The organism is Janthinobacterium sp. (assembly GCF_009923995.1).
In the GTDB taxonomy this organism is placed as follows: domain Bacteria; phylum Pseudomonadota; class Gammaproteobacteria; order Burkholderiales; family Burkholderiaceae_D; genus Janthinobacterium.
This window is the reverse complement of record NZ_RFSK01000014.1, coordinates 1-22,438: the sequence shown is the minus strand read 5'-3', so window position 1 is coordinate 22,438 and position 22,438 is coordinate 1. Positions and strand designations below refer to the sequence as shown.

Here is a 22,438-nt window from a genome sequence, read left to right as displayed (position 1 = left end):
TTGTATTTGGTTATTTAAGTAATAATTTAATTATATCGCAATAAGTCCAACATCCCGCTCCAATTCTCCTTGCCCGGCACGCCGGGTTTCGCCGCCGACCGCATTACTGCGCTGGCGGCTTTTCTATTTGAGGTGCCACATGTTCGATATCGACTTCCGCCAGATGATCATCACCTTGATTCTGATGGGCGCGCTGATCGGCGGCGCCATCGTCGCACTCGTGCTGCTGGCCTGGCCCTGGTTGTGGGCCATGGCCAAGCCGGCGCGGCACGCATTCACCGCATAAGGAGTCTCCATGCGTATCACAGTAGGCGACCCGGACGCATACCGGGCTACAGTATTTTTCAACGGCGCGCCGATCACCATGTGCACGATGGCCGATGAGGAGCGAGGCGAGGTCACCGTCTACGCGACGGATCGAACCGGGCGCATTCTCATCAGCGAGGCAACCGGCGATGCGCTGGCTGAGACCGCGCACGGGAGCGTGTCGGTATTTATCGCTCAATGCCACGCTGACGACGGCTTTGATGCCTGGATGCGCGAGCGCACCGAGGCTGCGCACCAAGCCATGATGAAGCACGCCCGGTTATGTCATAAGGCTAGATAGCGGCCTGCTCTTTTGCTCGCTCAGCCTGGGCAAGGTCAACTGCGCCGCCGCGAAAGACACATGCAAAAAATACGTAATAACTTGTTTCATCCTTGTATTTCGCTGATTTTGCTTTTTCGAAAAGCTGGTCTCCGGCTTTGTCCCAGAGTTCACTTTCCGAGCGTCCCGCAATTGATGCCAGCAAGAGGCCAACATCCTGCACAGCATTGGGCGCCTTCTCTGCGAGGTCATTGACCAAGAGCGCAAGTGCTAATTTAATATCTTCAATTCCAGGCATGATTTCCTCCAAATGGGCATTGATTAATTGATAAATGAAATCTTACCTTGCAGTTCGTGGTACGAAACTATTTATTTTTAGCTTATTTTGCGGCTGCCAGCGCGCTCCAGTGGCAGGGCTTACAAAAACGGGCGCAGCTCACCGACGTAGCAAAGATCCAGAGGACTCCAGCCGCGATGCATCGCGGCGCCTGCTGGGGGCGGGCGGTGACATATCGAAAGCCGAAATGCAGAAAATACAACACGCATCGAACAACGGTGTGCTCGGCGCACCTGCAGGCTGGGACCAGGCCGAGTTGCCGTGTGGCGCATTGCCGATCACGCGCACGCAAGTTGGCGATCTGCCTGCTGTGGTGTCGTACTGGCGCCCGAGCGTCGAGGAACTGGCCGTGCTGAATTCCGGCGGCTCTATCGCACTGTGGGTGCTGGGCGCGAGCATGCCACCGGTCAATTTAAGCATCGAAGGCGCGTGAGACACTACATTTAGTAGGTCGCGAGCAAAAGTGTCAAAAATTGCCGGGCTGAGACCGCTAGAGTTGCCGTCAAACACTACATCTAGTAGGTCGGAATGAAGAAAAGCCGAAATTCCGCTGCGCCCACCTCAGCGCGCCCGTTGCCACCTGCTGAATTTGTCGACCCGCTGAACAACCGTTACATGCCCGCGCCCGAGGTGCTCAAGTGGGCGCGCGCAACCATCCTCACCGAAGGCGGCACGCTGTACAACGAAGACCACGCGCACTTGGAATATGCCGACGTGCAGTTCCTGTGGGCGCCGATGGGCTTTGTGAAGGCCGGTCGCACGGTGCTGGGACAGTGCGAGGAAGTCACATTCCGCTGTGGGCCGTGGCAGAAAGGCCGCCAGCAACAGCAGATGGCCGACTGGTTCGGCGCGGTGCCGGACTTCCTCATTACTCTGGACGCATCGTATTGCCTTACCTGCAGTGACGCTGAGTTCTGCGCGCTGCTCGAGCACGAGCTTTACCACATCGCCCAGGAGCAGGATGAATTCGGCGCGCCGGCCTTCAACAAGTACGGGCTGCCGAAGCTGTGCATGCGCGGCCATGACGTCGAGGAGTTCATCGGCGTGGTCCGGCGCTACGGCGCAAGCGAGGACGTGCAGCGCATGATTGACGCAGCAAAGACACCGCCAGAAGTGGCGAAAATCAACATAGCGAGGGCGTGCGGAACGTGTCTGCTGAAGGCCGCGTAGGCTTTACGTTGCTTTACAGGAAACTAAAACATGGCCGCACTCAAGGACGAGGTGAAGCTGTACATCGTCACCGCGCTGGCCTGTTTCGACTCGCCGACGCAGGTTTCGCTGGCAGTAAAGGAAGAATTTGGCCTCGATGTGCCGCGCCAACAGGTGTCGCTCTACGATCCAAACACATACGTCGGTCGCAACCTGAGCCAGAAATGGCGAACGATCTTCGAAGAAACGCGGGCGAGCTTCCGTGCCAAGGCCGAGGAAATCCCGATCGCCAGCAAGGCATTCCGCCTACGCGGCCTGGCCAGGCTGGCGCAGAAGGCCGAAAACATGCGCAACTTATCTCTGGTGGCCAGCCTCTACGAGCAGGCCGCCAAGGAAGTGGGCGACATTTATGTGAACAAGGGCAAGGCCGAGCAGGCCGACCAGGCGCCCACACCTGTCGCCATTTCCTTCGGCGTGAAAGACGCCAAGCGCCATGACGACAATCCAGTTTGACCTGAACGTCCCGCAAGCGAGCTTCCTGCAGCTGCCGCACAAGTTCAAGGCTTACGTGGCCGGGTTCGGTTCGGGCAAGACGTTTGTGGGCTGCGCGGGCATCTGCGCCCACTTTTGGCAATGGCCAGGCATCAACCAGGGCTACTTCGCGCCGACCTATCCGCAGATCCGCGACATCTTCTATCCGACGATGGAGGAGGTGGCCTATGCGATGGGCCTGCGCATCAAGGTGAAGCAGGGCGACCACGAGGTCGAGGTGTACGAGGGCCGCAGGTACCGTGGCACGGTCATCTGCCGCTCGATGGAGAAGCCGGAAACCATCGTTGGCTTCAAGATCGGCCACGCGCTGATCGATGAGCTGGACGTGATGCCGCTGAAAAAGGCGCAGATGGCCTGGCGCAAGATCATCGCCCGCATGCGCTACAAGGTGCCGGGCCTGATGAACGGCATCGACGTGACGACGACGCCCGAGGGCTTCAAGTTCGTCTATCAGCAGTTCGTGAAGGCCATCCGGGACAAGCCTGAGCTGGCCAGCCTGTACGGCCTGATCCAGGCCAGCACCTTCGACAACGAGCTGAACCTTCCAGACGACTATATCCCGTCGCTGATGGCCAGCTATCCGCCGGCGTTGATCGATGCTTACCTGCGCGGCAAGTTCACCAACCTGACCAGCGGCAGCGTGTATGCCGACTTCGACCGCGCGCTGAACCACACGAACGAGATCATCTTGCCGGGCGAGCCGCTGATGGTGGGCCTGGACTTCAACGTCCAGAACATGACCGCCTGTGTCAACGTGGTGCGCGACGGCCTACCGCGCACACTGGCTGAGCGCGTGCAAGTGCGTGATACGCCAGCCATGGCCAAGCTCTTGAAGGAAGACTTCAAGGACAAGGGGCACCAGGTGAAGATTTTCCCGGATGCATCCGGCCAGAACACCAGCAGCAAGAACGCCAGCGAGTCCGACCTGTCCATTTTGCGCCAGGCGGGCTTTCTGCTCGAAGTGAACCACTCAAACCCTGCGGTCAAGGACAGGGTCAACGCCTATAACGCGATGATCCTGAATGCCCAGGGCGAGCGCCGCTGGAAGATCAACACCGATCAATGCCCGACGACGACCGAGGCGCTGGAGCAGCAGGTGTGGGGCGCCGACGGCCAGCCAGACAAGAAATCTGGCCATGATCACCCGAATGACGCGAACGGCTACTTCCTTGTGAAACGCTATCCGATCGTGAAGAGCACGACGACCACCGCGCCGCTGCGCATGTAACAACAAGGATTTCCATGACCGATGTACGCACACAATCAGCCGAAGCGGCCAAGCTGAACGAGGACTGCGCGTTGATTGCCGCGCTGCTGGGTGGCACGAAGACCATGCGGGCGGCCGGCAAGAAGTATTTGCCGCAGTGGCCGGGTGAGGACACCGGAAGCTACGATCTGCGATTGGCCGTGGCCACGCTGTTTCCGGCATACGCCCGCACCATCGACGTGCTGTCGGCCAAGCCGTTCAGCAAGCCGGTGACGCTAGGAGAGGACGTGCCGGAGCGGCTCAAGCCCTGGCTGCAAAATGTCGACCTGTCCGGCCGCGACCTGCATAGCTTCCTCTCGGAAATCACCCAAGAGGCGATGGGCTACGGCTTCGCTGGCATCCTGGTCGACTTTCCCAAGGCGGGCAATCTGGTCACGAAGGCCGACGAGCAGGCCGCCGGTGTGCGCCCGTACTTCGTCCAAGTGCACGTGCAGAACGTCCTGGGCTGGCTGCCGAAGAATGCGACCAGCCTGAACGGGCTGACCCAGTTGCGACTGTTGGAAAGCGTGTCCGAGCCGAATGGCGACTTCGACACCAAGGAAATCGAGCAGGTTCGTGTCCTAGGGCGTGGCACCTGGCAGACCTGGCGCCAGCGTGAGACTGGCAGCAAGAAAGAATGGGCGCTGCACGAGGAAGGTGTCACTACGCTGGGGACAATTCCCTTCGTGCCCGTCTACGGCAAACGCCTGGGTTATATGCAGGCCACGCCGCCGCTGCTCGAGCTGGCGCACAGCAACATCGAGCACTGGCAGAGCAAGAGCGACCAGCAGAACATCTTGCACGTCGCGCGCGTGCCGATCCTGTTCTCCAAGATGCTGGGCGAGGGCGGCATCTCGGTCGGCGCCGGGACGGCAGTAAAGTCGGATTCGCCCGATGGTGACCTGAAATTCGTGGAACACGGCGGAAAGGCCATTGAGGCCGGTCGCCTATCCATCCTCGACCTGGAAGACCGCATGCGCCAGGCTGGCGCCGAGCTGCTGGTGATCAAGCCGGGCAACGTGACCGAATCGCAGACCCTGGCGGACAACGAGCAGGGCGCATGCGCGCTGCAGAAGATCGCGGGCAACGTCGAGGACGCTGGCGACCAGGCCCTGCAGTTCATGGCTGAATGGGTGGGGGAGGCCGAAGGCGGTCACATCACCATTTTCAAAGACTTCGGCGCCGCATCGCTCGCCGAGGCCAGTGCAGAGCTGCTGTTCAAGAGCGCCGCTGGCGGGAAAATCTCGGGCGAGACGTACTTCAACGAGCTGCAGCGCCGCGGCATCCTTTCTCCGGATCTGGACTGGGAAACGGAACAGGAGCGCATTCAGTCGGCTCCGCCCGACTTGGCGGGGGCATAAATGGGCGCGCTCGAAGAGTGGATTGCCGAGATGTTCCTCGTGCACTCGCTGAACCTGCTGCGATTCTCGGCGGATGTGCAGGGCAAGATCGTTGCGCTGATGGGCGCCATGTCGAAGGAGCTGGCTGCCAAGCTGGGCGAGGGGGAGGTGTCGAGTTATGGGAAACAGCGGCTGGCCGCGCTGCTGCGCGAATCGAATGCGGTGATTTCCTCGCATTACAGCGGCATGGAAGCGGAAGCCATGCGCAACCTATTGGGCATGACCCGCATCGAGGCGGACTACACGGCCAAGGTGCTGACGCAGGGGCTCAAGATCGAGTTGGGCGCCAAGTTGCCGCCGGCCACCTATCTCGAAAAGCTGGTCGGCGACACCCTGATCAAGGGCGCGTCGTCAGCCAACTGGTGGAAGCGCCAGGCACTCGACACGCAATTCCGCTTCGCCAGCCAGGTCCGGCTCGGCGCGGCACAGGGTGAAACGACATCAACGATCGTTGCGCGCGTTGTCGGTACCAATGCCAAGGCCGCCGGCGGTGATACGGAGGTCATGCCCGGCATCTTGAAGACGTCCGAAGCGAATGCGCGCGCGCTGGTGCACAGTTCGGTGCAGGCCGTGGCCAACGCGGCGCGGCTGGCCTCATTCCAGGAGAATGCAGACCTGATCGAGTGCCTGGTCTGGCTGGCCACGCTGGATTCGCATACCTGCCTGTTATGCGCGATGCGCGACCTGCACGAGTACTCGCTGGACGATCAGGAACCGATCAACCATACCCACGAGTGGGCGGGTGGACCGGGCACCATCCATTTCAGTTGCAGATGCGTGCTCAGCACGCGAACCAAGACATTCAAGGATCTGGGCATCGAACTGGACGAGCCGGGCGAGAGCACGCGGCCGAGCGACGGCGGCGCGGTCAGCAGCAAGATGAACTTCAAAGATTTCCTGGCCAGCAAGGACAAGGCCTGGCGGGCTGAGTATTTGGGGCCGGGTCGCGCCGAGATGTATGAGGCTGGCAAGATCACGCTGAACGACCTGATGAATCTCAAGGGGCGCAAGTTGACCTTGGAGGAATTGCAGGCGAAGTATGCTCGATAAGTTAAGATATGTTTTTAATCATCAATTTGGCTGTAAAGACTGGCGAAATTGATCTATTACAAACGAGTCGAAAATTGATTGAGCAGATTATTGAGCAGGATATGGCTGCAGTTGAGCGGTATAACCTAAAGGCTAAGGCGCATCATGTTTTGCAAACCAACATGGGGCCAAGTCCATTCGAGGGCAATATCCATAGCAGCCCAGTAGTTTTGCTTTTGGCAAATCCAAGCTTTGATAAAAATTCATCTGTCGACGATCACCATTTTAAGGTCGACGGCTGGCCACTTGCCGGAATGCATCCAAGTGCCCCTTCTGGCATGCGTGATTGGTGGCGGCCACGATTACGAAAGCTCTGTGAAATACATGGAGAGCGAACTATTGCGTCTAACGTTGCAGCGCTTCAAATTAATCCTTGGGCGAGTACGGAGTACGACGAGAGACTGAACTTACCAAGTCGAAAAGGTCAGATTGCCTTGGCGGAAGCAGCTGTGAATCGTGGGGCAGTGTTGATTATCATACGTGCTGAGAAGCTATGGCGTTCCAGCGAAGTGATCGATAAATATAGTAAGACATTCCGCACAAACTCTTATCAAAACTCGTATATAACGGAGGGCAATATGCCTGCCGAGGCCTGGCGTGAGTTAAACGAGCAGATATCGCGCGCCTCTCGCGGGCAGGTCAGTAGCCCGACGCGCGTTTCAAATCGTGCAGCGGACGAACAACAGGAGTTGCCAAAAGTTGCCGGTGATGTCGAATTTTTATCGTTGCGCATGCGTTTGAATGGCGGTATCCCGGCGCTATCTAAAGTACAGCTCGGAAATGGTAGTCTTCAATTTGACGTTAAGGGCGATATTGACGAAGTAACATGGGCGCGCAAACAGATTGAGGCGGGTGAGTGTATTGTGCGAATTCAGGGCGCGTTGTTCCGCGTGAAAAGCACTTTGGGATTCCTATTCCCTGAATGGCTCAGTATCAGCGCAAAGCTTGAGCCGCTGACTACAAAGTAAGCACAAGCAAATATTAGATCAATGATTTTGAGGCCGCCCGGGCAACCTGGCGGCTTTTTTTATGCCGCAAGCGGACGCGACGCGGTGCATGGCCAGAAGGCCACTCACAAGGGCGGATGCCCAGAAAGCCACCAAATGAAACTCAAACTCGATGCAAATGGCAATGTCGTTGTCCAGGATGGCAAGCCGGTCTACGTACATGACGACGGGAAGGAAGTCCCGTTCGATGCGGTTGCCGCCGTGCAGAAAATCCAAGGCCTGAACGGTGAGGCAAAGTCTCATCGCGAAGCAAAGGAGGCTGCCGAAGCAAAGCTGCAAGCGTTCGTTGGCATTGACGACCCTGCCGCTGCAACGAAAGCGATCGAACTGATGAAGAACGTCGATGAAGGCAAGTTGGTCGCGGCCGGCAAGGTTGAAGAAATCAAGCTGGCAGCGAAGAAGGCAGCAGAAGAGCAGGTCGCCGCCGCCAACAAGGCCCACGCCGACGAGCTGGCCCGAACCAAGACCGAACTGGACGCCATCACCGGCAACCTGTATTCGGAAATGATCGGCGGCAGCTTCAATCGCTCGAAACTCATCTCCGAAAAGTTCGCCATCCCGGTCGACCTGGTCCAGGCGCGCTTCGGTCAGGCCTTCAAGGTGGAGGCCGGCAAGATCGTTGCGTATGACGGTGCCGGCAACAAGATTTTCTCGCGCGCCCGGCCTGGCGATGTAGCCGACTTTGACGAAGCGCTCGAAACCCTGGTGGATCAGTATCCCTACAAGGATCAGATCCTCAAGGGCTCGGGCGCATCCGGCGGTGGTGCGCAACAACCGAATGGCGCCGGTGGCGGCCAAAAACAAACTGGCAATCTCGGTGGTACACGCGAAGAGCGTGCCGCTGCTTTTGCTGCTCAATATCCTGAATTAGCGAAAGGCTAAAAATGTCCCTCTCCCAAATGCAAGTTTTCAACAAGTACATCATGCCGGCGACCATCGAGACGCTGGCGCAGATGGTGGAAAAGTTCAACGCGGCCAGCAATGGTGCCATCCGCTTGACCACCGAAGGCTTTGAAGGCGACTTCCTGCAAGAATCGTTCTTCGCTGCCATCCATTCGGCGCAGCGCCGTGTGAATCGCTACGGCACCAACAGCGCGGCTGCCGCGACGGATTTGACCCAGCTGAAACACAGCTCGGTCAAGATCGCGGGTGGCTTCGGCCCGATCCGCTTCGAGCCATCGCAAATGACCTGGCTGCACAAGCCGACGGCTGAAGGTATCGAGGTCGCCTCGCGGAATTTCGCCGAAGCGATGATGGCGGACCAGCTGAATACCGCCATTGCAGCACTGGTTGCGGCCATCAGCAACAACGCCAACACGGTCAACGACGTGAGCGCGACCCAAGGCGTGGACTATATCGCCATGAACGAAGCCCATGGCAAGTTTGGTGACCACAGCGGCAACCTGGTTGCGCAGATCATGAACGGTACGACGTTCCACAAACTGATCGGCGCCAACCTGGCCAATGCCAAGCAGCTGTTCCAGGCCCAAAACGTCCGTGTTGTCGATATCCTGGGCAAGGCAGTGGTCGTTACCGACGCCCCGGCGCTGTACTCGGCCGCCGTGGGCGCATCGCCCGGTCCTACCGCCCCCGCGAAGCTGCGCGTCTTGTCGCTGGCTGAAGGTGCTGCAACCGTTACCGACGGTTCCGACATCATCAGCAACATCGAAACGACCAACGGTAACCAGCGCATCGAAACCACGATGCAGGTCGACTACACCTTCGGCCTGGGCTTGAAAGGATATACCTGGGATGAAGCCTCGGGCGGCAAATCGCCAAGTGATGCAGCCCTTGCCACCGGCTCCAACTGGGACAAGGTTGCCACCAGCGATAAGCACACGGCTGGGGTGATCACCATCGGCGACGCGACCAAGTAAGTCGGCGCCGCGCCTCCAAGCGGGGCGCGGCATCTTCCATCAAGCAGAAAATGGAGTATCAAATGGAAAATGATCAGAACAACATCTGGTATCTCGCGGGACCGATGTTCCAATATAACGAGGACGTCAAGGCGCTTGCGCGCCAGGCTGGCCTCAAGATCATCGATGCAAACGTGGCTATTGGCCGGGCCAATGCCGCTGACGACGTGCCGGAAGTCACGATCAAGGCCGAATATATTGATCAAGGCGCGGGCGAGCGCGTGCCGACCCCGGCCGAGTTGATGGCTGCTCGCGCTGATCTTCTGGCTGCGCACGATGATTTGCAGCAACGCGAACGCGAGCTGGCGGCCGAGAAAGAGCGCGTTGCTAAGCAGGCGCAAGAAAATGAGTTCGCTGCCGCCCGCAACGCGGAGCAGGCCGCCGCAAACCAAGCCGAGGCCAAGCGCCTGCGCACCGAGGCCGTAGGCCTGGAGGCCATCAAAGAGGTGGCTGCTGCAGCGGCGTTAGCGTCGACTGAAAAACCTGCCAAGCCTGGGAAAACCACTTAATCGCTCGTTAGTGGCCAGAGTTATACCATTCACCTCAACACCGTAGGATTATCATGCCAAAATTTGTCGCCTGCCGCACGTAGTAAACCATCACGCTTGCCGCGGACAAATTCCTGAATATCAGCGTTATCGCTGGTATCCGGTTCTAAATGTTAACTCTTGTCGACCTTGGCCTTGGCAGTTTTTTCAGAATAACGACGCTGAAGTTCAAAAATCCGAAGTTGGCCAATTAAAGTCGCATTGTCGGCATGTTTGAAAGCGACCTGCGTAACCTCGGCATCAGGGCGCATCTTTGATTTATGCCACTCGATGTCCTCCCCGGTTGGAGGATGTAGTTGAATCAATCCGTGATACTTAGAAAAATCTGAGGGAGATTGGTCAAAAGGACTTACGCTGGAACTTTCCAGTCTAGTGCTAAATATCATGAAGTCCAGATTCTCAATGCCGATGATTGTCTTTTGAGAATTTGCCTCTAGAACCAGCGGCATATTATCCACGCGAAACGCATTGTATCCGAGGTGAAATAGTCTGCATTTCCAAGAACCCCCACTGTGCCTCCCTACAAAAATTCTCCATTCTCCTTGCGGTGGAAGTCGCAGGCTACGGAACCAAAACCGCTCCGTTTCTAGTATCGCCATGGTATCTGGATCGTCGAATTCATATGTCATTGCTGTCATGGTCGCCCAAGCAGCAAGGATTGCTTGATCCTTTGTCGTAATTAAAAAATTCACATCCTCTAGCATTTTTGTAATGATCGATGATGTTCGATCCTGAAGCACACTCATCCACTCATTGTTGCATTTGGTGCAAACAACTTTAAGGCGCTTTGATCTTGGGCTACCGTTTCTTTGCTTAACCACTGTAGAGCTCACACCGCTGGCCTTGGTACTTATTTTGCATTGAAAAGTGCGATCCTCGTGTCTACGAGGGGCTAGTACTTTATCGAACCACTGCGGGAGTACATGCTCATCGCTGTTCGCTTCGCTTTTGCAAAAAGCACATTGTTGTCTATGTACATACTGTGATGACGTGGCGGACATTCATTGCTCCTAGAGTTGAACTTGCTATTTAAACATATTCTCAAATGCTAAATCAAAGGAGCACAAATATGCTGGTCGAACCTGGCGTTGGACTGCCCGACGCCGAATCCTATGCCAGCGTCGCCGCGGCAGACGCGCGCTGCGCCAGCCTGGGCCTGACCGCCTGGGCGGCGCTGATCGAAGCCGACAAGGAAATCGCCCTGCGCAAGGCGATGATCTTCATGGCCACCTACCGCACGCGCTGGGCCGGCCGTCGCGTCTATCAACACCAGGCGCTGGACTGGCCGCGCTACAACGTCGTGGTTGACGGCTTCACCGTGCCCGGCACCATCGTGCCGGTGGAAGTGGTCAATGCCTGCATCGACCTGGCCGTGCGGGCGGGGCGCGGCGAGGATCTGCTGCCGGACCTTGATACCGGCTCGAACGCGATCAAAAAAGACAAGACCGGCCCGCTGGAGACGGAGTACTTCCAGAATACCACTGATGCGCGCGAGCGCTTTGTGGCAGTGGATGCGCTCCTGACGCCTTACTTCGGCTCGGCCGGCGGCGGCAACTCGATAAAGGTGATACGAGCATGACAATCATCGCCTGGGACGGCCAGACCCTCGCCGCAGACAAGCAGGGCACCAATTACGGCTGTGCTTACGCTGTCACGAAAATCCATCGGGTACCAGGAGGCCTGGTGGCGTTCAGCGGCTCCGGCTCGCATGCCGCCGAGCTTTTGAAATGGTTCGAGGCTGGCCGGCCTGCCGATGCTTATCCAGTTGGCACCGAAGAAAACGGAGCGGGCAGCATGTTCATCGCCTCGGATCGGAAAATATTCATATTTGCCCACAACGGACCGCACCCTGAATTAATCGAGGAGAGGTTCTTCGCGCGTGGTGCCGTTCGCGACTACGCCTTGGCTGCAATGCATTTAGGGAAAAGTGCACGCGAGGCGGTGGAAGTAGCATGCTTTTTTGATACGTCCTGCGGCAAAGGCATCGACGTGCTGGAGATCGAATGATCGACTACACCAAAACCGCCGCGCGCGCCGACCAGTCCCTGCGCCGCAAGGGCGGCATCGTGGTTCTGCGCCAGGTCGTGACCGGCGAATACTACCCGGACCTGGGCGCGGCGCCCACCATCACCACGGACTACGAAGGTACGGGCGTGAAGACCGCCTACGAGGCCGAGAACATCGATGGCACGCTGATCCAAGCTGGCGACCAGAAGCTGCTGCTGTCGCCACTGCAGCGCAATGGCCAGGCCATGCCGGCGCCGACGGCGGCCGACCTGGTGCTGTTCGGCGGCGCCAGCTACACAGTGAAGGCAGTCGAAACCACGGCACCGGTCGACGTGGCCGTGCTGCACACGCTGCAACTCAGGGGGATTTGATGGCCAGTATGTCGTTTTCCATGCAGATCGCCGAATTCATCGCCAAGACGAAGGCCAATCAGGATCTGGTTGTGCGCGCCATCACCATGAAGATCGACAACAAGCTGGTCCAGCGCTCGCCAGTAGGTGATGCCAAGTTCTGGAAGCACAAACCACCGCCTGGCTACACCGGCGGCCGCTTCCGCGCCAACTGGCAGCTTTCCATCGGCTCGCCGGCTGCGGGCGTGCGGGACCTGATCGACAAGGACGGCAGCGCCACGATTGCCGCGCACGGCAGCACGATCAACGCGGCGAAGGCAGGTGACGTGATCTACCTAGTCAACAACCTGCCGTATGCGAAGCGCATCGAGGAGGGCTGGTCTCGCCAGGCGCCCGTCGGTGTGGTTGCCCTGACGGTCGTGGAATTTCGCACCATCGTGGACAACGCGGTGAACGGCGTGCGCGACGGCACCACCGCTAGCGAGTTCGCACAAGGATATTCGACATATAAATTATGAGCCAACCAACAATACGCGCGGCGCTGGAAGCAGCGCTGGCCAGCCTCGCGCCGACCATCGATACCGCTTGGCAGAACGTGCCGTACGCACCAGTCACCGGCCGGCCGTATCAAGCCGCTTACCTGCTGCCAGCGGAGCCGAACAACCATTCCATGGGCGATGGCGCACGCCAGGAGCGCGGCATCTTTCAGGTCAGCTTGCTCTATCCGCCAGGGCAGGGCACCGCGGCGGCCGGTGCGCGCGCCGAAATGATCGCGGCGCTATTTAAGCGCGGCGCAAGCTTCACGAAGGGCGATGTGACCGTGCAGATCGAGCGCACGCCCGAAATCGCGGACGGCCGCGAGGACGGCGACCGCTGGATGGTCCCTGTCAAGATCAGGTATTTCTGCAACCTGTAACCCGCATCACCCCACACAGATCGCCTCGGCGGTCTTTTTTTCGACCAAAGAAAGGCAATCCACACCATGACCACTGCAAACGGCATCGACAGCCTGCTCGTTATTGGCAAGCAACCAGCGGAAGGCACGAAGGCCTTGGCCGCCGCCGGCCGCCTTTATCCGCGCGTGACCGCTACGTTCGACACGGACGCCGACAAGTACTCGAGCAATGAGATCGACCCAAGCCAGCAGCAAAGCGATACGCGCCTGGGCAACTTCCGTACTTCCGGCGCCATCAAGGGCGAGGCCAGCTGCGGCACCTACGCCGCGCTGCTGGCTGCACTGCTGCGCCGTGACTTCACGGCCGGCGGTACCACCGCAGCGCAAAATACCATCGCATCGGGTGCAACGGGCCTGACGCGCAGCGCTGGCTCCTGGCTGGCTGATGGCCACCGCGCCGGCACAGTGGTGCGCATCGGCGGCTTTCTGACCACTGGCGCGGCCAACAACGGCAAGAACTTCTTCGTCACCTCGGCCACGGCGCTGAAGCTGACGGGGCAGTTCATGGATGGCAGCGCCATGACGGTGAAGGTAGAAGGCGATCCGGTGACCGTGACCGCAACCGGCAAGCGCAGCTTCACGCCGCTGACCGGGCACACCACGGACTGGTTCACCGCAGAAGTGCAGGATCCGGGCATCGCCGTGAATCGTTGCTTCATCGACCAGCTGGTGAGCAAGGTCGATATCGCCGTTCAGCCGAACGGCATCACGAGCATGGACTTTACCCTGATGGGCAAGCTGGAAGGCCCGACCACGCCGGCGGCGTATTTCGCGGCGCCAGCGTCCACGCCCGGTACCGGCAAGTTCTCCGGCGCCACCGCAATGCTGTCGGTTGGGGGCATCCCGTCGCAGATCTGCACCGGCATGTCGCTGTCGCTGGATGGCCAAGTCAAGATCGATCCCGTGATCGGCTCCAAGTTCGCTACGGCCGCCTCGCGCGGCAAGGTGCTGGGCAGTGGCCAGTTCACGGTGTTGATGCAGGACTCGGCATACATTGACTACTTCAAACAGGAAGTCGAACTGTCGCTGGCCTATGCCATGGCGGCCAGCACGGCGCCGTTGGCCGAGGTTATGACGATCGCCATGGGCCGCATCAAGATCACTTCGGCGAAAGTCGATGATGGCGAGAAAAACAAGATCGTCACCTGCGCGTTCGACATCCTGCGCTATCAGGGCGCCGACGCGCAGCACGAGGCGACGACCGTGGCGTTTCAAGACACCAGCCTGTAACCCTCCCGCCCGGCCGCGCGCCGGGCTTTCTTTTTGGCGCAAGCGCCACCCCAGCACCGACCGGTCGCTGTCGCCTTCGTGGGCGCGGCGGCCGGCACGGGCACATATCTCCACCCCACGAAAGGCATTACCCATGAACACCACCCAAACATCCCTGAACGCCGCTCAAGCCTTGGCAGTCGTCGGTTTCGATATCGCCAACCTGTCCGCGCCAGCCGCGCGCGTGACCTTCGACGTGCCCGTGATCTTCGACGCCGACGGCGAGCCTGTGGCCGGTATCCGCATCGTCGGCAAGAACTCCGACGAGTACCGCAAGGAAAGCCACGCCGTGCGCGCCGAAGGCTACAAGAAGTCGGCCAAGCGCAAGACCGCCATCGATGCCTCGACGGACGAAGGTGCGGATCAGCTGGTGCACGTCATCGATGACAACCAGAAGCGCCTGGCGCTGGCCGTGGCCGTCGACTGGTACGGCTTCACCAGCAACGGCGCCGTCGTGCCGTTCGACAAGGGCCTGATCGCCACGGCGTTCGACAAATACCCGACCTGGCAGGACCGTGTTACGGCCGCCCTGGAAAACGACGCCAATTTTTTGAAGGTCTAACCCAGGCCCTGCTGCTGTACGCCGATCACTTGTTTGATCGTGCGGCAGCGGCAGGCGATGGCAATGCCAAGGGCGACCACCTGGATACGGCCCGGCAAAACCCGCTTTACCGGGCGCCCGAGGCGCCAGCGGTGCCGCAGCTGCCGCCCGAGCTGGCCTACATCTGGACCTGGTTCACCCAGATAAACCAGAAGCGCCAGTGCGGTATGGCCGTGAACGCGCTCACCAGCGCTGAAATACTAGCCTGGCAGGCGCGCCACGGTGTCCGCTTCGATCCGTTCGAAGAGGGCGTGATCGATCGCCTCGATGCGCTGTTTATTTATCACCAAAACAAGAAGGAAAAATAATGCCTGATATCGCCGAGCTTGGCCTTTCGATTGACACGCGCCAACTGGAGCAGGGCGCCCAGGCCATGGATCGCCTCGGCGCCGCCAGTGAGAGTGTCGAGAAGAAGGTCGACAGCGCGACGACGGCCATAGACAAACTTGGCAAGGCGAGCGCGGACGCCAAGGGCAAAACTACGGAAGGCGCAGCCGCTGTCGATGCTGTGGGCGAGGCAGGCGCGCGCGTGGTCCAAAAGGTGGATGCTGCGACCGCTTCTATCGACGCGATGGGCGCTACCGCCACCCGCATTCGCACTGTCTTCCTCGGCGGCAGCAACACGCTCGACGGGTTCATGGGTTCGTCGATGGGAGTCTGGCGTAGCAGCGAGGCGGCCGCCGCTGGAATTGATGGTCTCGGTAACGCAGCTGAACGCACCTGGAAGAAGCAGGCTGACTACAACGGTGCGATGGCCGACACGACCCGCATCATGCGGCAGGCCGCCGACGCTGCGCGCACTCTGGAAGAGTCCAACCACCGAATGTTGCTTGAGCTGCAGCGCGAGATCGACACTTTCGGCATGGCGCGCGGCGAACTGGAGCGCTATCGCGCCGCCGAATTGGGCTTGGGCAGCGCAGCTCAGACCAAGGCGGCAGCCCTGGGCAATAGCATCGATGCGATGCACCGCGAAGAGCGGGCTGCTCGCGATGCTGCCGGTGCGCAGGACCGCGCCGCCCAGGCAGGTGATCGCTTTATCAAAAGCCTGCAAGACCAGGTTGCCACGCTAGGCATGACGACCCAGCAGCTACAGATCTACCGTGCCGCCCAGTTGGGTGTATCCGAAGCCGCTTCACCGCTGATCAATAAGCTGGCCGAGGCGGGCGCCGGCGCGAAGTCGGCGGGCGGCCACATGGAGGGCCTGAGTTTTCAATCGGCGAGCGCTAAGCGCGAACTGCTGGTGCTCGCCCATGAGCTGAGCCAGGGGCAATTCCAGCGTTTCGGCGGGTCGATGATGGTGCTAGGTGAGCAGACCGGCGCTGCAGGCCTCCTGTTCAGCGCCGCCGGCTTGGCTGCGCTGACCTTTGCTGGCGCACTTGGCACGGTTGCCTACGCGATGATTAAAGGTGCCAGCGAGCAGCGCGAAATGAACAATGCCCTGATCTCGACCAACAACTATGCCGGCGTGACGAGCGATAGGCTGAATGAGATGGCGCATGCGGCGACCGAGGCTGGCGGAAGTATTCGCGAAGCAAAAAAGGTCGTCACTGAGCTGGCTGGTACCGGTAAATTTACCGGAGACCAGATTGCCTATATCTCCGATGCCGTCATTGCACTTGAGCATGCCGGGAGCAGTTCCATTAAAAAGACCATTGCAGAATTTGAGTCGCTGGCTGTGCAAATGACGGGCAATGGTGCCCGCTCGACGGAAGCAATTACTCGTGCTGCACTGAAGCTTGACGACACTTATCACTTTTTGACCATCGAAGTATTTGCGCATATTCGCGCCTTGGAAAAAGAAGGGGAGCAAAAGGCAGCATCCGCTTTGGCAACAGAAGAATTTGCAAAGGCAACAAAAGACGGTGCTGAGAAGATGGTAAAAAATCTTGGATCGGTGGCAACCGCTTGGCATGGTGTCACCGAGGCTATTGGTGAGGCTATGTCCGCAATCGGTGACTTCGCCAAGAAAGGTTCATTAGCCAAGGATGTGGACGCTTACAGTTTCCGCCTGAGTCACTTCGACCAGCAACTGGAAGAAAGCAATGTTCGCCTTGGCCGGGCGCCGGGAACCATCTCGCCAGAAATGGATGCGACGCGCACTAAAATTGTCCTGGGATTAACGGCAGCTGTTGAAAAACTGAATATTGCCGAAGCGCAAGCTATTGCGCAGGGCGATGAGCAGCAGAAAAAATCGGCTCTGATGCATGACATGCAACGTATGCAAGCCGCTGACGATAAGCGCAAAGAGGAGTCGCTTGGACGGCTGAATGTCGAACTGGAGAAAAATCGGAGGACTGAGCAAGGGCTCATCGATTTGAAATCGAATGATCCGCTTATTCAAGCGATGATCACGCCGGAAGCCATCGAGGCGCGCCGCTTTGCCACCATCAAGGAATTCTCCAAAAAGCCCACCGCAACGAAGGTCAATCAGGTCGAGAACACCGAAATGGCGGATCGCTTGGCGCGCGTCCAGGATGATGTCAATGCCGAAAAGGCCATGATTGACCAACTGGCCAAATATAACGAGATGTTCCACAACGCCGGTCGTTTGGGCGATGAGGAATATTTTAAAAATAAGCGCGATTATGCAAAAGCTACCGCCGCCGAGGAAATTGGCGGCTACACGGTACAGATTGCCGCTTTGCGCGCGCATCACAGTGCAACGGAAGCTGAGGCTGCAAAACATGCCAAGCAGATCAATGACCTGATCGGCAAGCGCGCGGCTGCCGAGGCGCAATCGGATAGGGCGATCCAGTTGCTCAACGCAGAAGAAATGCTGCGCAAGGAGGCCATCGGCGAGGCATCTGATGCAGCCATTAATAAATACATTTCCGGCCTGAGCCAGGAAGCGCAAAAGATCGAGGAGGCAAATCGTGGCCGCGAAGTCTCGCGCGGCTCAATCGAGCGCGAGGCGGTAGCGCAGCTGGACCTGGCCATCGCATACCAGAAGCAGTTCATGGCCGGCCAAGCCGCAGCAGGTGCGACGGACGCGGAGCTGGCGCAGGCGCCTGCCATCTTGAAGTATCTGGAGGACCAGCGCACTGCGCGCGCGCGTCTGGCGCAAGGGCTGGACGCGCAAAGCGACGCAAAGCACATGGAAAACCTCGCCAACCAAGCCATCAAGGACTGGGACCGCGCTGGGAAGTCTATTGCTGACAGCCTGTCCACGGCATTCGGCAGTGGAGGTAAGGCAATCGGCCAAATGTTCAAGGCCTATAGCGAAGGTGTCGCAGGGCAATTGCGTGCGCAGAAAGAGCTGCGCGAGGCTAAGAAACTGAGCGACGACAATCCAGACAAGATCGATGCTATTAACCAGGCGCACCTGTCCGGCACCACTGCGCAACTGAAGTCGTACGCGGATATGACCACGGCGGCTCAAGGCTTTTTCAGCGAGGGATCAAAAGGCTACCAGGCTATGGCGGCTGCCTCGCAGGTAATGCATGCGGCGGAAGTGGCATTGACGGTCGTCAAGGGTATTAATGCCGTGCTGACGCAAGGGGAGGGCGATCCTTACTCGGCCTTTGCCCGAATGGCGGCCATGGCGGCAATTGTTGCCGGGCTCGGCGTCGCCATCGGCGGCGTCAGCGGCGGATCGGACACGACAGCCAAGGACCGTCAGGCTGCCACGGGCACCGGCACGGTGCTGGGCGACTCGTCCGCAAAATCGGAATCGATTGCCCACTCGCTGGCCATCATGGAGAAAAACAGCGGTCTTGGCCTGGCGCACACCATTTCGATGGATTCATCCCTCAAGCAGATGGTGGCCGGCATCGGCAACCTGGCCGGACTTTTGGCGCGCTCCGGTGTGGTTGCCGAAGGCGGTGGTGCCGCTGCTGGCGTGCAGACAGGCACGAATGTGCTTGGCGGCACGGTCGGTACGTTACTTGGCGCCGCCGGCGGTGCGTCGATTGGCGGCGGCCTGGGTTCGGTGTTCGGGCCAGTAGGTACCATTGCCGGCACGATTGCAGGCGCGTTGATCGGGTCTGTCGTATCGAAACTATTCAATACCAAGACGTCGATACTCGACCAGGGTATTACCGGCAAGGCAACGTCGCTTGGCAATGTAGATGCCGTTGGCTTCACTGCCCAGGCCTACGCCGACGTCAACAAAACAAAAAAGGCGTTTGGTATTTCGTACAGCAGCAAAAATAGCACCGAGACCACCGCGCTGTCGGATGAAATGAATCAGCAGTTCAGCATGATCATCAGCAGCATGGGCGACACCATCCGCAGCGCGGCCGGCGTGCTGGGCCTGGGCGGCGAAGCCTTCAACGCCAAGCTCAATACCTTTGTGGTCGACCTGGGCAAGATCAGCCTGAAGGATTTGACTGGCGAGGAACAGCAAAAAGCCCTGGAAACGGCCTTTTCCAAGCTGGGCGACGACATGGCCAAGTTTGGTGTGGCCGGCCTGCAGCAGTATCAGGCGGTGGGCGAGGGCTACCTGGAGACGTTGGTGCGCGTCACCAACGATTACATGCAGGTGTCCGACGTGCTGGTCGTGTTGGGCAAGTCGTTCAACACCACCGGCCTGGGCGCGGTGGCCCTCAGCGAAAGCCTGATCGCTGCGGCCGGCGGTCTCGACAAGCTGACCAGCGGTACCGGCTTCTTCGTCGAGAACTTCCTGACCGAGGCCGAGCGCATGGCGCCGATTACCAAATCGGTGAACGACGCCATGGGCAAGCTGGGGCAGTCGGGCGTGACCACGGTCGAGCAGTTCAAGGCCCTGGTGTTGGCGCAGGACCTGAATACGGCCGCAGGCCAGGCGATGTATGCGCAGCTGATCTCGTTGGCTGAACCATTCAAAAAATATGCTGAATATACCGCCGCGCTTGCTGCGGCGACTGGTGATTTTGTTGCCGTTGAGAAAACAGCCAGTGAAATCGCCAGCGAGCGGCGCGACCTGCAGCAACAGCTGAATGAATTGACGAAAAGCGAAACGCAGCTGCTGGCCATCCAGCGCGCCGGCATCGCCGACGTCAACCGTGCACTGTTCGACCAGGTGCAGGCAGCCAAGGCCGTGGTATCGGCCAAGGATGCACTGGCCAAGGCCTACGACACGGAATCGGCGGCGGCCAAGACGGCGCTGGACAAGTCGAAGTCGTGGGTGACCACGCTCAACGGCCTGAACGCCAGCATGGCCCTGGGTGCGCAGTCGACGCTGACGCCGGAGCAGAAGTATGCCGAGGCACGGGCCCAGTTCGAGAAGACCCTGGCGGCAGCGAATGCCGGCGACACGACGGCGCAGTCGGGCCTGTCGGCTGCCGAACAGGCGTTCCTGACTGCCTCGCAGGTGGTCAACGCCTCGGATGCCAAGTATGTGGCCGATTACGCCCGCGTGATGGCGGCCAACGACGAGGCGCTGAAATGGGCGGGCATGCAGGTCGACGTGCAGCAGGCCAGCCTGGATGCCCTGACGGCGCAGGTATCGGGCCTGATCACCATCAACGACAGCGTGCTGACGGTGGCGCAAGCCATCGCCAACCTGCATGCGGCGATGGGTACGGCGACTGGCCTCGGCGTGCAGTTCGACGGTTCCCATGCCGGCGGCCTGGCCAGCGTGCCGTTCGATGGGTATGCGGCCGAGCTGCACCGGGGCGAGGTGGTGGTCGATGCGCCAGCGGCGGCGGCCATGCGCCGCTATTTCGGTGGCGCGCCAAGCCAGGGCGGCGGCAATACCGATGCCCTGGTAGTCGAGATCAAGAGCCTGCGCGAGGAGGTCAAAGGCTTGCGTGCCGACCAGGATAAGCAGACTGGCGCCGCAATCCGCGCCACCGTCGAATCGAACGACAAGGCCGCCAATCGCGTGGTCGCCGGCATCGACAAATCCACCAAGGCATATGCCTGGGCAAAACAACCGGAGTATGAAAAATGACGGAAATGCAGTTTTTGGAGTGGCTGCAGCACCCGGCTGCCGCGCGTATGGTGCTGATCGAGGCGCAGGTCAACGTGGCGGGCCAGGAAACGACCCGCTACCTTTCCTCCAAGCCGTACGTCACGGGGGAGGGCGACGTGCCGGCCAGCATCGAGTACATGCCGTGGGCCACCGGCGGCCTGGCTTTCACCGAACAGGTCAGCCTGTCGGGCGAGGCGGGCCTGTCCGGCGGCGATATCGAGCTGGACAATGCGGATGGCGGACTCGACTGCTGGCTGGCCGATGTGTGGCGCAATCGCGCGATCAAGGTCTGGACCGGCGACCCATCCTGGCCGCGTGCGGACTTCCGCCTGGTTTTCGATGGCATCCTCGACAGCGTGGTCAGTACCAGCCGCGAGTCGTTGACCATGGTGCTGCGCGACAAGCTGCAGCGCCTCAATACGCAGATCACGGAAGCAAAGCTGGGCGGCGCGTCGCCCAACAAGGACGCCATCCTGCCTATCCCGTTTGGCGAATGCCACAACGTGTCGCCGCTGCTGACCAATCCGGCCACCCTGGAATACGGCTTTCTCGGCAGCGTGGAGTCCATCGCCGAGGTGCGCGCCAATGGCAAGCCGGTCGCTGTGGCCGTCGACAACGCCACCGGGCGCTTCCAGCCCATCACCAACCCGCAGGCCCAGGTGATCACCGTCAGCGTGCAGGGCGATAAGGGCGCTGGCTACGCGCCACGCATCGCCCCGCTGGTGCAGCGCATCGCCACGGGCTTTGGCAAGGAAACGGACCGCTTCACCCTGGACGACCTGGACCTGGCCAATCTGGCCGCCTTCGACGCGGCGCACCCGCAGTTGGTGGGCCTCTACCTGGCGGACCGGGGCAACCAGGCGCTGGCCATCCAGCAACTGGCGGCCAGCGTGGGCGCCCAGGCGATCATGTCGCGCGCCGGCCAGCTGCGCCTGGTGCAGATCGCGCTGCCGGGCACCGGCGTGCCCGTGGACATCGGCCCGGACCAGATGAAGGAGCATTCGCTGCACCCGGTGCAGTGCCTGCCCGTCGTGGCGGCCGTGAAAATCGGCTTCGACAAGAATTGGACCGTGCAGGCTGGCCTGACGACCAGCATCCCCCCGGAGCATGCCGACCTGTATGCCACCGAGTGGCTGACGGAGACGGTGGTCGACGAGGCGGTGCGCACGCGCTACCGGCTGAGCGACGACCCGGTGCAGATCGACACCTGCCTGAAAACCCGTGCCGACGCGCATGCGGAAGCGGCGCGGCGCCTGGCGTTGAACAGCGTGCCGCGCACCATTTATGAATTTGACGGAGAGCCGGAAATGATGCTGCTGGAACTGGGACAGGCTGTGACCCTGCGCGACGAGCGCTTCGGCCTGCAGGAGGGGATGCCGGGCGTGGTGGTGATGCTGTCGCGCTTCTGGCTGACGGGCCGTGTCACCGTGGGAGTGCTGGTATGAGCGTCATGGGCGGCACGCGCGACACCCTCATCATGAACACGGTACCACGCTATGCAGCGCCAATCGACCGGGCGCTGCTGCTCACGCC

Annotated in this window: 24 protein-coding genes; 22 read left to right on the top strand and 2 right to left on the bottom strand. The window is 59.9% G+C overall.

The window, feature by feature from the left end; all coding sequences use genetic code 11:
* Positions 1-139 precede the first annotated feature (139 nt).
* Both EBS11_RS09620 and EBS11_RS09615 read left to right on the top strand, forming a co-directional pair.
* Positions 140-286: a hypothetical protein gene (locus tag EBS11_RS09620; RefSeq protein ID WP_290602316.1), complete on the top strand. Its 147-nt coding sequence runs from the start codon at positions 140-142 to the stop codon at positions 284-286.
* A gap of 9 nt (positions 287-295) precedes the next feature.
* Positions 296-607 (top strand): hypothetical protein, encoded by a 312-nt coding sequence (locus EBS11_RS09615; protein WP_290602315.1) that lies wholly within the window; start codon positions 296-298, stop codon positions 605-607.
* On the opposite strand, the gene EBS11_RS09610 is transcribed toward EBS11_RS09615, so the two are convergent.
* Complete coding sequence (locus tag EBS11_RS09610) at positions 600-884, bottom strand: hypothetical protein (protein WP_290602313.1); 285 nt, start codon at positions 882-884, stop codon at positions 600-602. The genes EBS11_RS09615 and EBS11_RS09610 overlap by 8 nt on opposite strands.
* A gap of 34 nt (positions 885-918) precedes the next feature.
* On the opposite strand from EBS11_RS09610, the gene EBS11_RS09605 reads away from it, so the two are divergent.
* From EBS11_RS09605 to EBS11_RS09560, 10 genes are all read left to right on the top strand, one after another.
* Positions 919-1,356 carry a hypothetical protein gene (locus EBS11_RS09605; protein WP_290602312.1) on the top strand — a complete coding sequence of 146 codons (438 nt, stop codon included), beginning with the start codon at positions 919-921 and terminating at the stop codon, positions 1,354-1,356.
* A gap of 182 nt (positions 1,357-1,538) precedes the next feature.
* Positions 1,539-2,093, top strand: a complete 555-nt coding sequence (locus EBS11_RS09600; protein ID WP_290602442.1) for a putative metallopeptidase — start codon at positions 1,539-1,541, stop codon at positions 2,091-2,093.
* 30 nt (positions 2,094-2,123) lie between these two features.
* Positions 2,124-2,585, top strand: a complete 462-nt coding sequence (locus EBS11_RS09595) for a DUF2280 domain-containing protein (protein WP_290602310.1) — start codon at positions 2,124-2,126, stop codon at positions 2,583-2,585.
* Entirely contained in the window at positions 2,566-3,852 is a 1,287-nt protein-coding gene (locus EBS11_RS09590) for a terminase family protein (RefSeq protein WP_290602309.1), read from the top strand. The genes EBS11_RS09595 and EBS11_RS09590 overlap by 20 nt, the downstream gene beginning before the upstream one ends.
* 14 nt (positions 3,853-3,866) lie before the next feature.
* Positions 3,867-5,231: a DUF4055 domain-containing protein gene (locus tag EBS11_RS09585; protein ID WP_290602308.1), complete on the top strand. Its 1,365-nt coding sequence runs from the start codon at positions 3,867-3,869 to the stop codon at positions 5,229-5,231.
* Positions 5,232-6,320 (top strand): hypothetical protein, encoded by a 1,089-nt coding sequence (locus EBS11_RS09580; RefSeq protein WP_290602307.1) that lies wholly within the window; start codon positions 5,232-5,234, stop codon positions 6,318-6,320.
* Between the two features lie 8 nt (positions 6,321-6,328).
* Positions 6,329-7,327, top strand: a complete 999-nt coding sequence (locus tag EBS11_RS09575; protein ID WP_290602306.1) for a hypothetical protein — start codon at positions 6,329-6,331, stop codon at positions 7,325-7,327.
* 135 nt (positions 7,328-7,462) lie between these two features.
* The gene (locus tag EBS11_RS09570; RefSeq protein ID WP_290602305.1) at positions 7,463-8,248 is read left to right on the top strand and encodes a DUF6651 domain-containing protein; all 786 of its coding nucleotides are present in this window, start codon (positions 7,463-7,465) and stop codon (positions 8,246-8,248) included.
* 2 nt (positions 8,249-8,250) lie between these two features.
* Positions 8,251-9,243, top strand: a complete 993-nt coding sequence (locus tag EBS11_RS09565) for a major capsid protein (RefSeq protein WP_290602304.1) — start codon at positions 8,251-8,253, stop codon at positions 9,241-9,243.
* A gap of 62 nt (positions 9,244-9,305) precedes the next feature.
* Positions 9,306-9,791 (top strand): hypothetical protein, encoded by a 486-nt coding sequence (locus tag EBS11_RS09560; protein ID WP_290602302.1) that lies wholly within the window; start codon positions 9,306-9,308, stop codon positions 9,789-9,791.
* A gap of 152 nt (positions 9,792-9,943) precedes the next feature.
* On the opposite strand, the gene EBS11_RS09555 is transcribed toward EBS11_RS09560, so the two are convergent.
* The gene (locus EBS11_RS09555) at positions 9,944-10,831 is read right to left on the bottom strand and encodes a hypothetical protein (protein WP_290602300.1); all 888 of its coding nucleotides are present in this window, start codon (positions 10,829-10,831) and stop codon (positions 9,944-9,946) included.
* A gap of 68 nt (positions 10,832-10,899) precedes the next feature.
* Between EBS11_RS09555 and EBS11_RS09550 the strand changes: the two genes are divergently transcribed.
* From EBS11_RS09550 to EBS11_RS09505, 10 genes are all read left to right on the top strand, one after another.
* Complete coding sequence (locus tag EBS11_RS09550) at positions 10,900-11,409, top strand: DnaT-like ssDNA-binding protein (protein ID WP_290602299.1); 510 nt, start codon at positions 10,900-10,902, stop codon at positions 11,407-11,409.
* Positions 11,406-11,837, top strand: a complete 432-nt coding sequence (locus EBS11_RS09545; protein ID WP_290602297.1) for a hypothetical protein — start codon at positions 11,406-11,408, stop codon at positions 11,835-11,837. The genes EBS11_RS09550 and EBS11_RS09545 overlap by 4 nt, the downstream gene beginning before the upstream one ends.
* The gene (locus EBS11_RS09540) at positions 11,834-12,208 is read left to right on the top strand and encodes a hypothetical protein (RefSeq protein ID WP_290602296.1); all 375 of its coding nucleotides are present in this window, start codon (positions 11,834-11,836) and stop codon (positions 12,206-12,208) included. Before EBS11_RS09545 ends, EBS11_RS09540 begins: the two co-directional genes overlap by 4 nt.
* Positions 12,208-12,705 carry a hypothetical protein gene (locus tag EBS11_RS09535; protein WP_290602295.1) on the top strand — a complete coding sequence of 166 codons (498 nt, stop codon included), beginning with the start codon at positions 12,208-12,210 and terminating at the stop codon, positions 12,703-12,705. The genes EBS11_RS09540 and EBS11_RS09535 overlap by 1 nt, the downstream gene beginning before the upstream one ends.
* A complete protein-coding gene (locus EBS11_RS09530) occupies positions 12,702-13,103 on the top strand; it encodes a phage tail terminator-like protein (RefSeq protein WP_290602294.1) in 402 nt (133 codons plus the stop codon). Before EBS11_RS09535 ends, EBS11_RS09530 begins: the two co-directional genes overlap by 4 nt.
* 66 nt (positions 13,104-13,169) lie before the next feature.
* A complete protein-coding gene (locus tag EBS11_RS09525) occupies positions 13,170-14,372 on the top strand; it encodes a phage tail tube protein (RefSeq protein WP_290602293.1) in 1,203 nt (400 codons plus the stop codon).
* Positions 14,373-14,505: 133 nt separating this feature from the next.
* Positions 14,506-14,973, top strand: a complete 468-nt coding sequence (locus EBS11_RS09520; protein WP_290602292.1) for a hypothetical protein — start codon at positions 14,506-14,508, stop codon at positions 14,971-14,973.
* A 29-nt stretch (positions 14,974-15,002) separates the two neighbouring features.
* Complete coding sequence (locus EBS11_RS09515; protein ID WP_290602291.1) at positions 15,003-15,320, top strand: hypothetical protein; 318 nt, start codon at positions 15,003-15,005, stop codon at positions 15,318-15,320.
* Positions 15,320-20,884, top strand: coding sequence for a phage tail length tape measure family protein (locus tag EBS11_RS09510; RefSeq protein ID WP_290602290.1), 5,565 nt, complete (start codon positions 15,320-15,322; stop codon positions 20,882-20,884). The genes EBS11_RS09515 and EBS11_RS09510 overlap by 1 nt, the downstream gene beginning before the upstream one ends.
* Positions 20,881-22,350, top strand: a complete 1,470-nt coding sequence (locus EBS11_RS09505; RefSeq protein ID WP_290602288.1) for a hypothetical protein — start codon at positions 20,881-20,883, stop codon at positions 22,348-22,350. Before EBS11_RS09510 ends, EBS11_RS09505 begins: the two co-directional genes overlap by 4 nt.
* Positions 22,351-22,438: the final 88 nt, after the last annotated feature.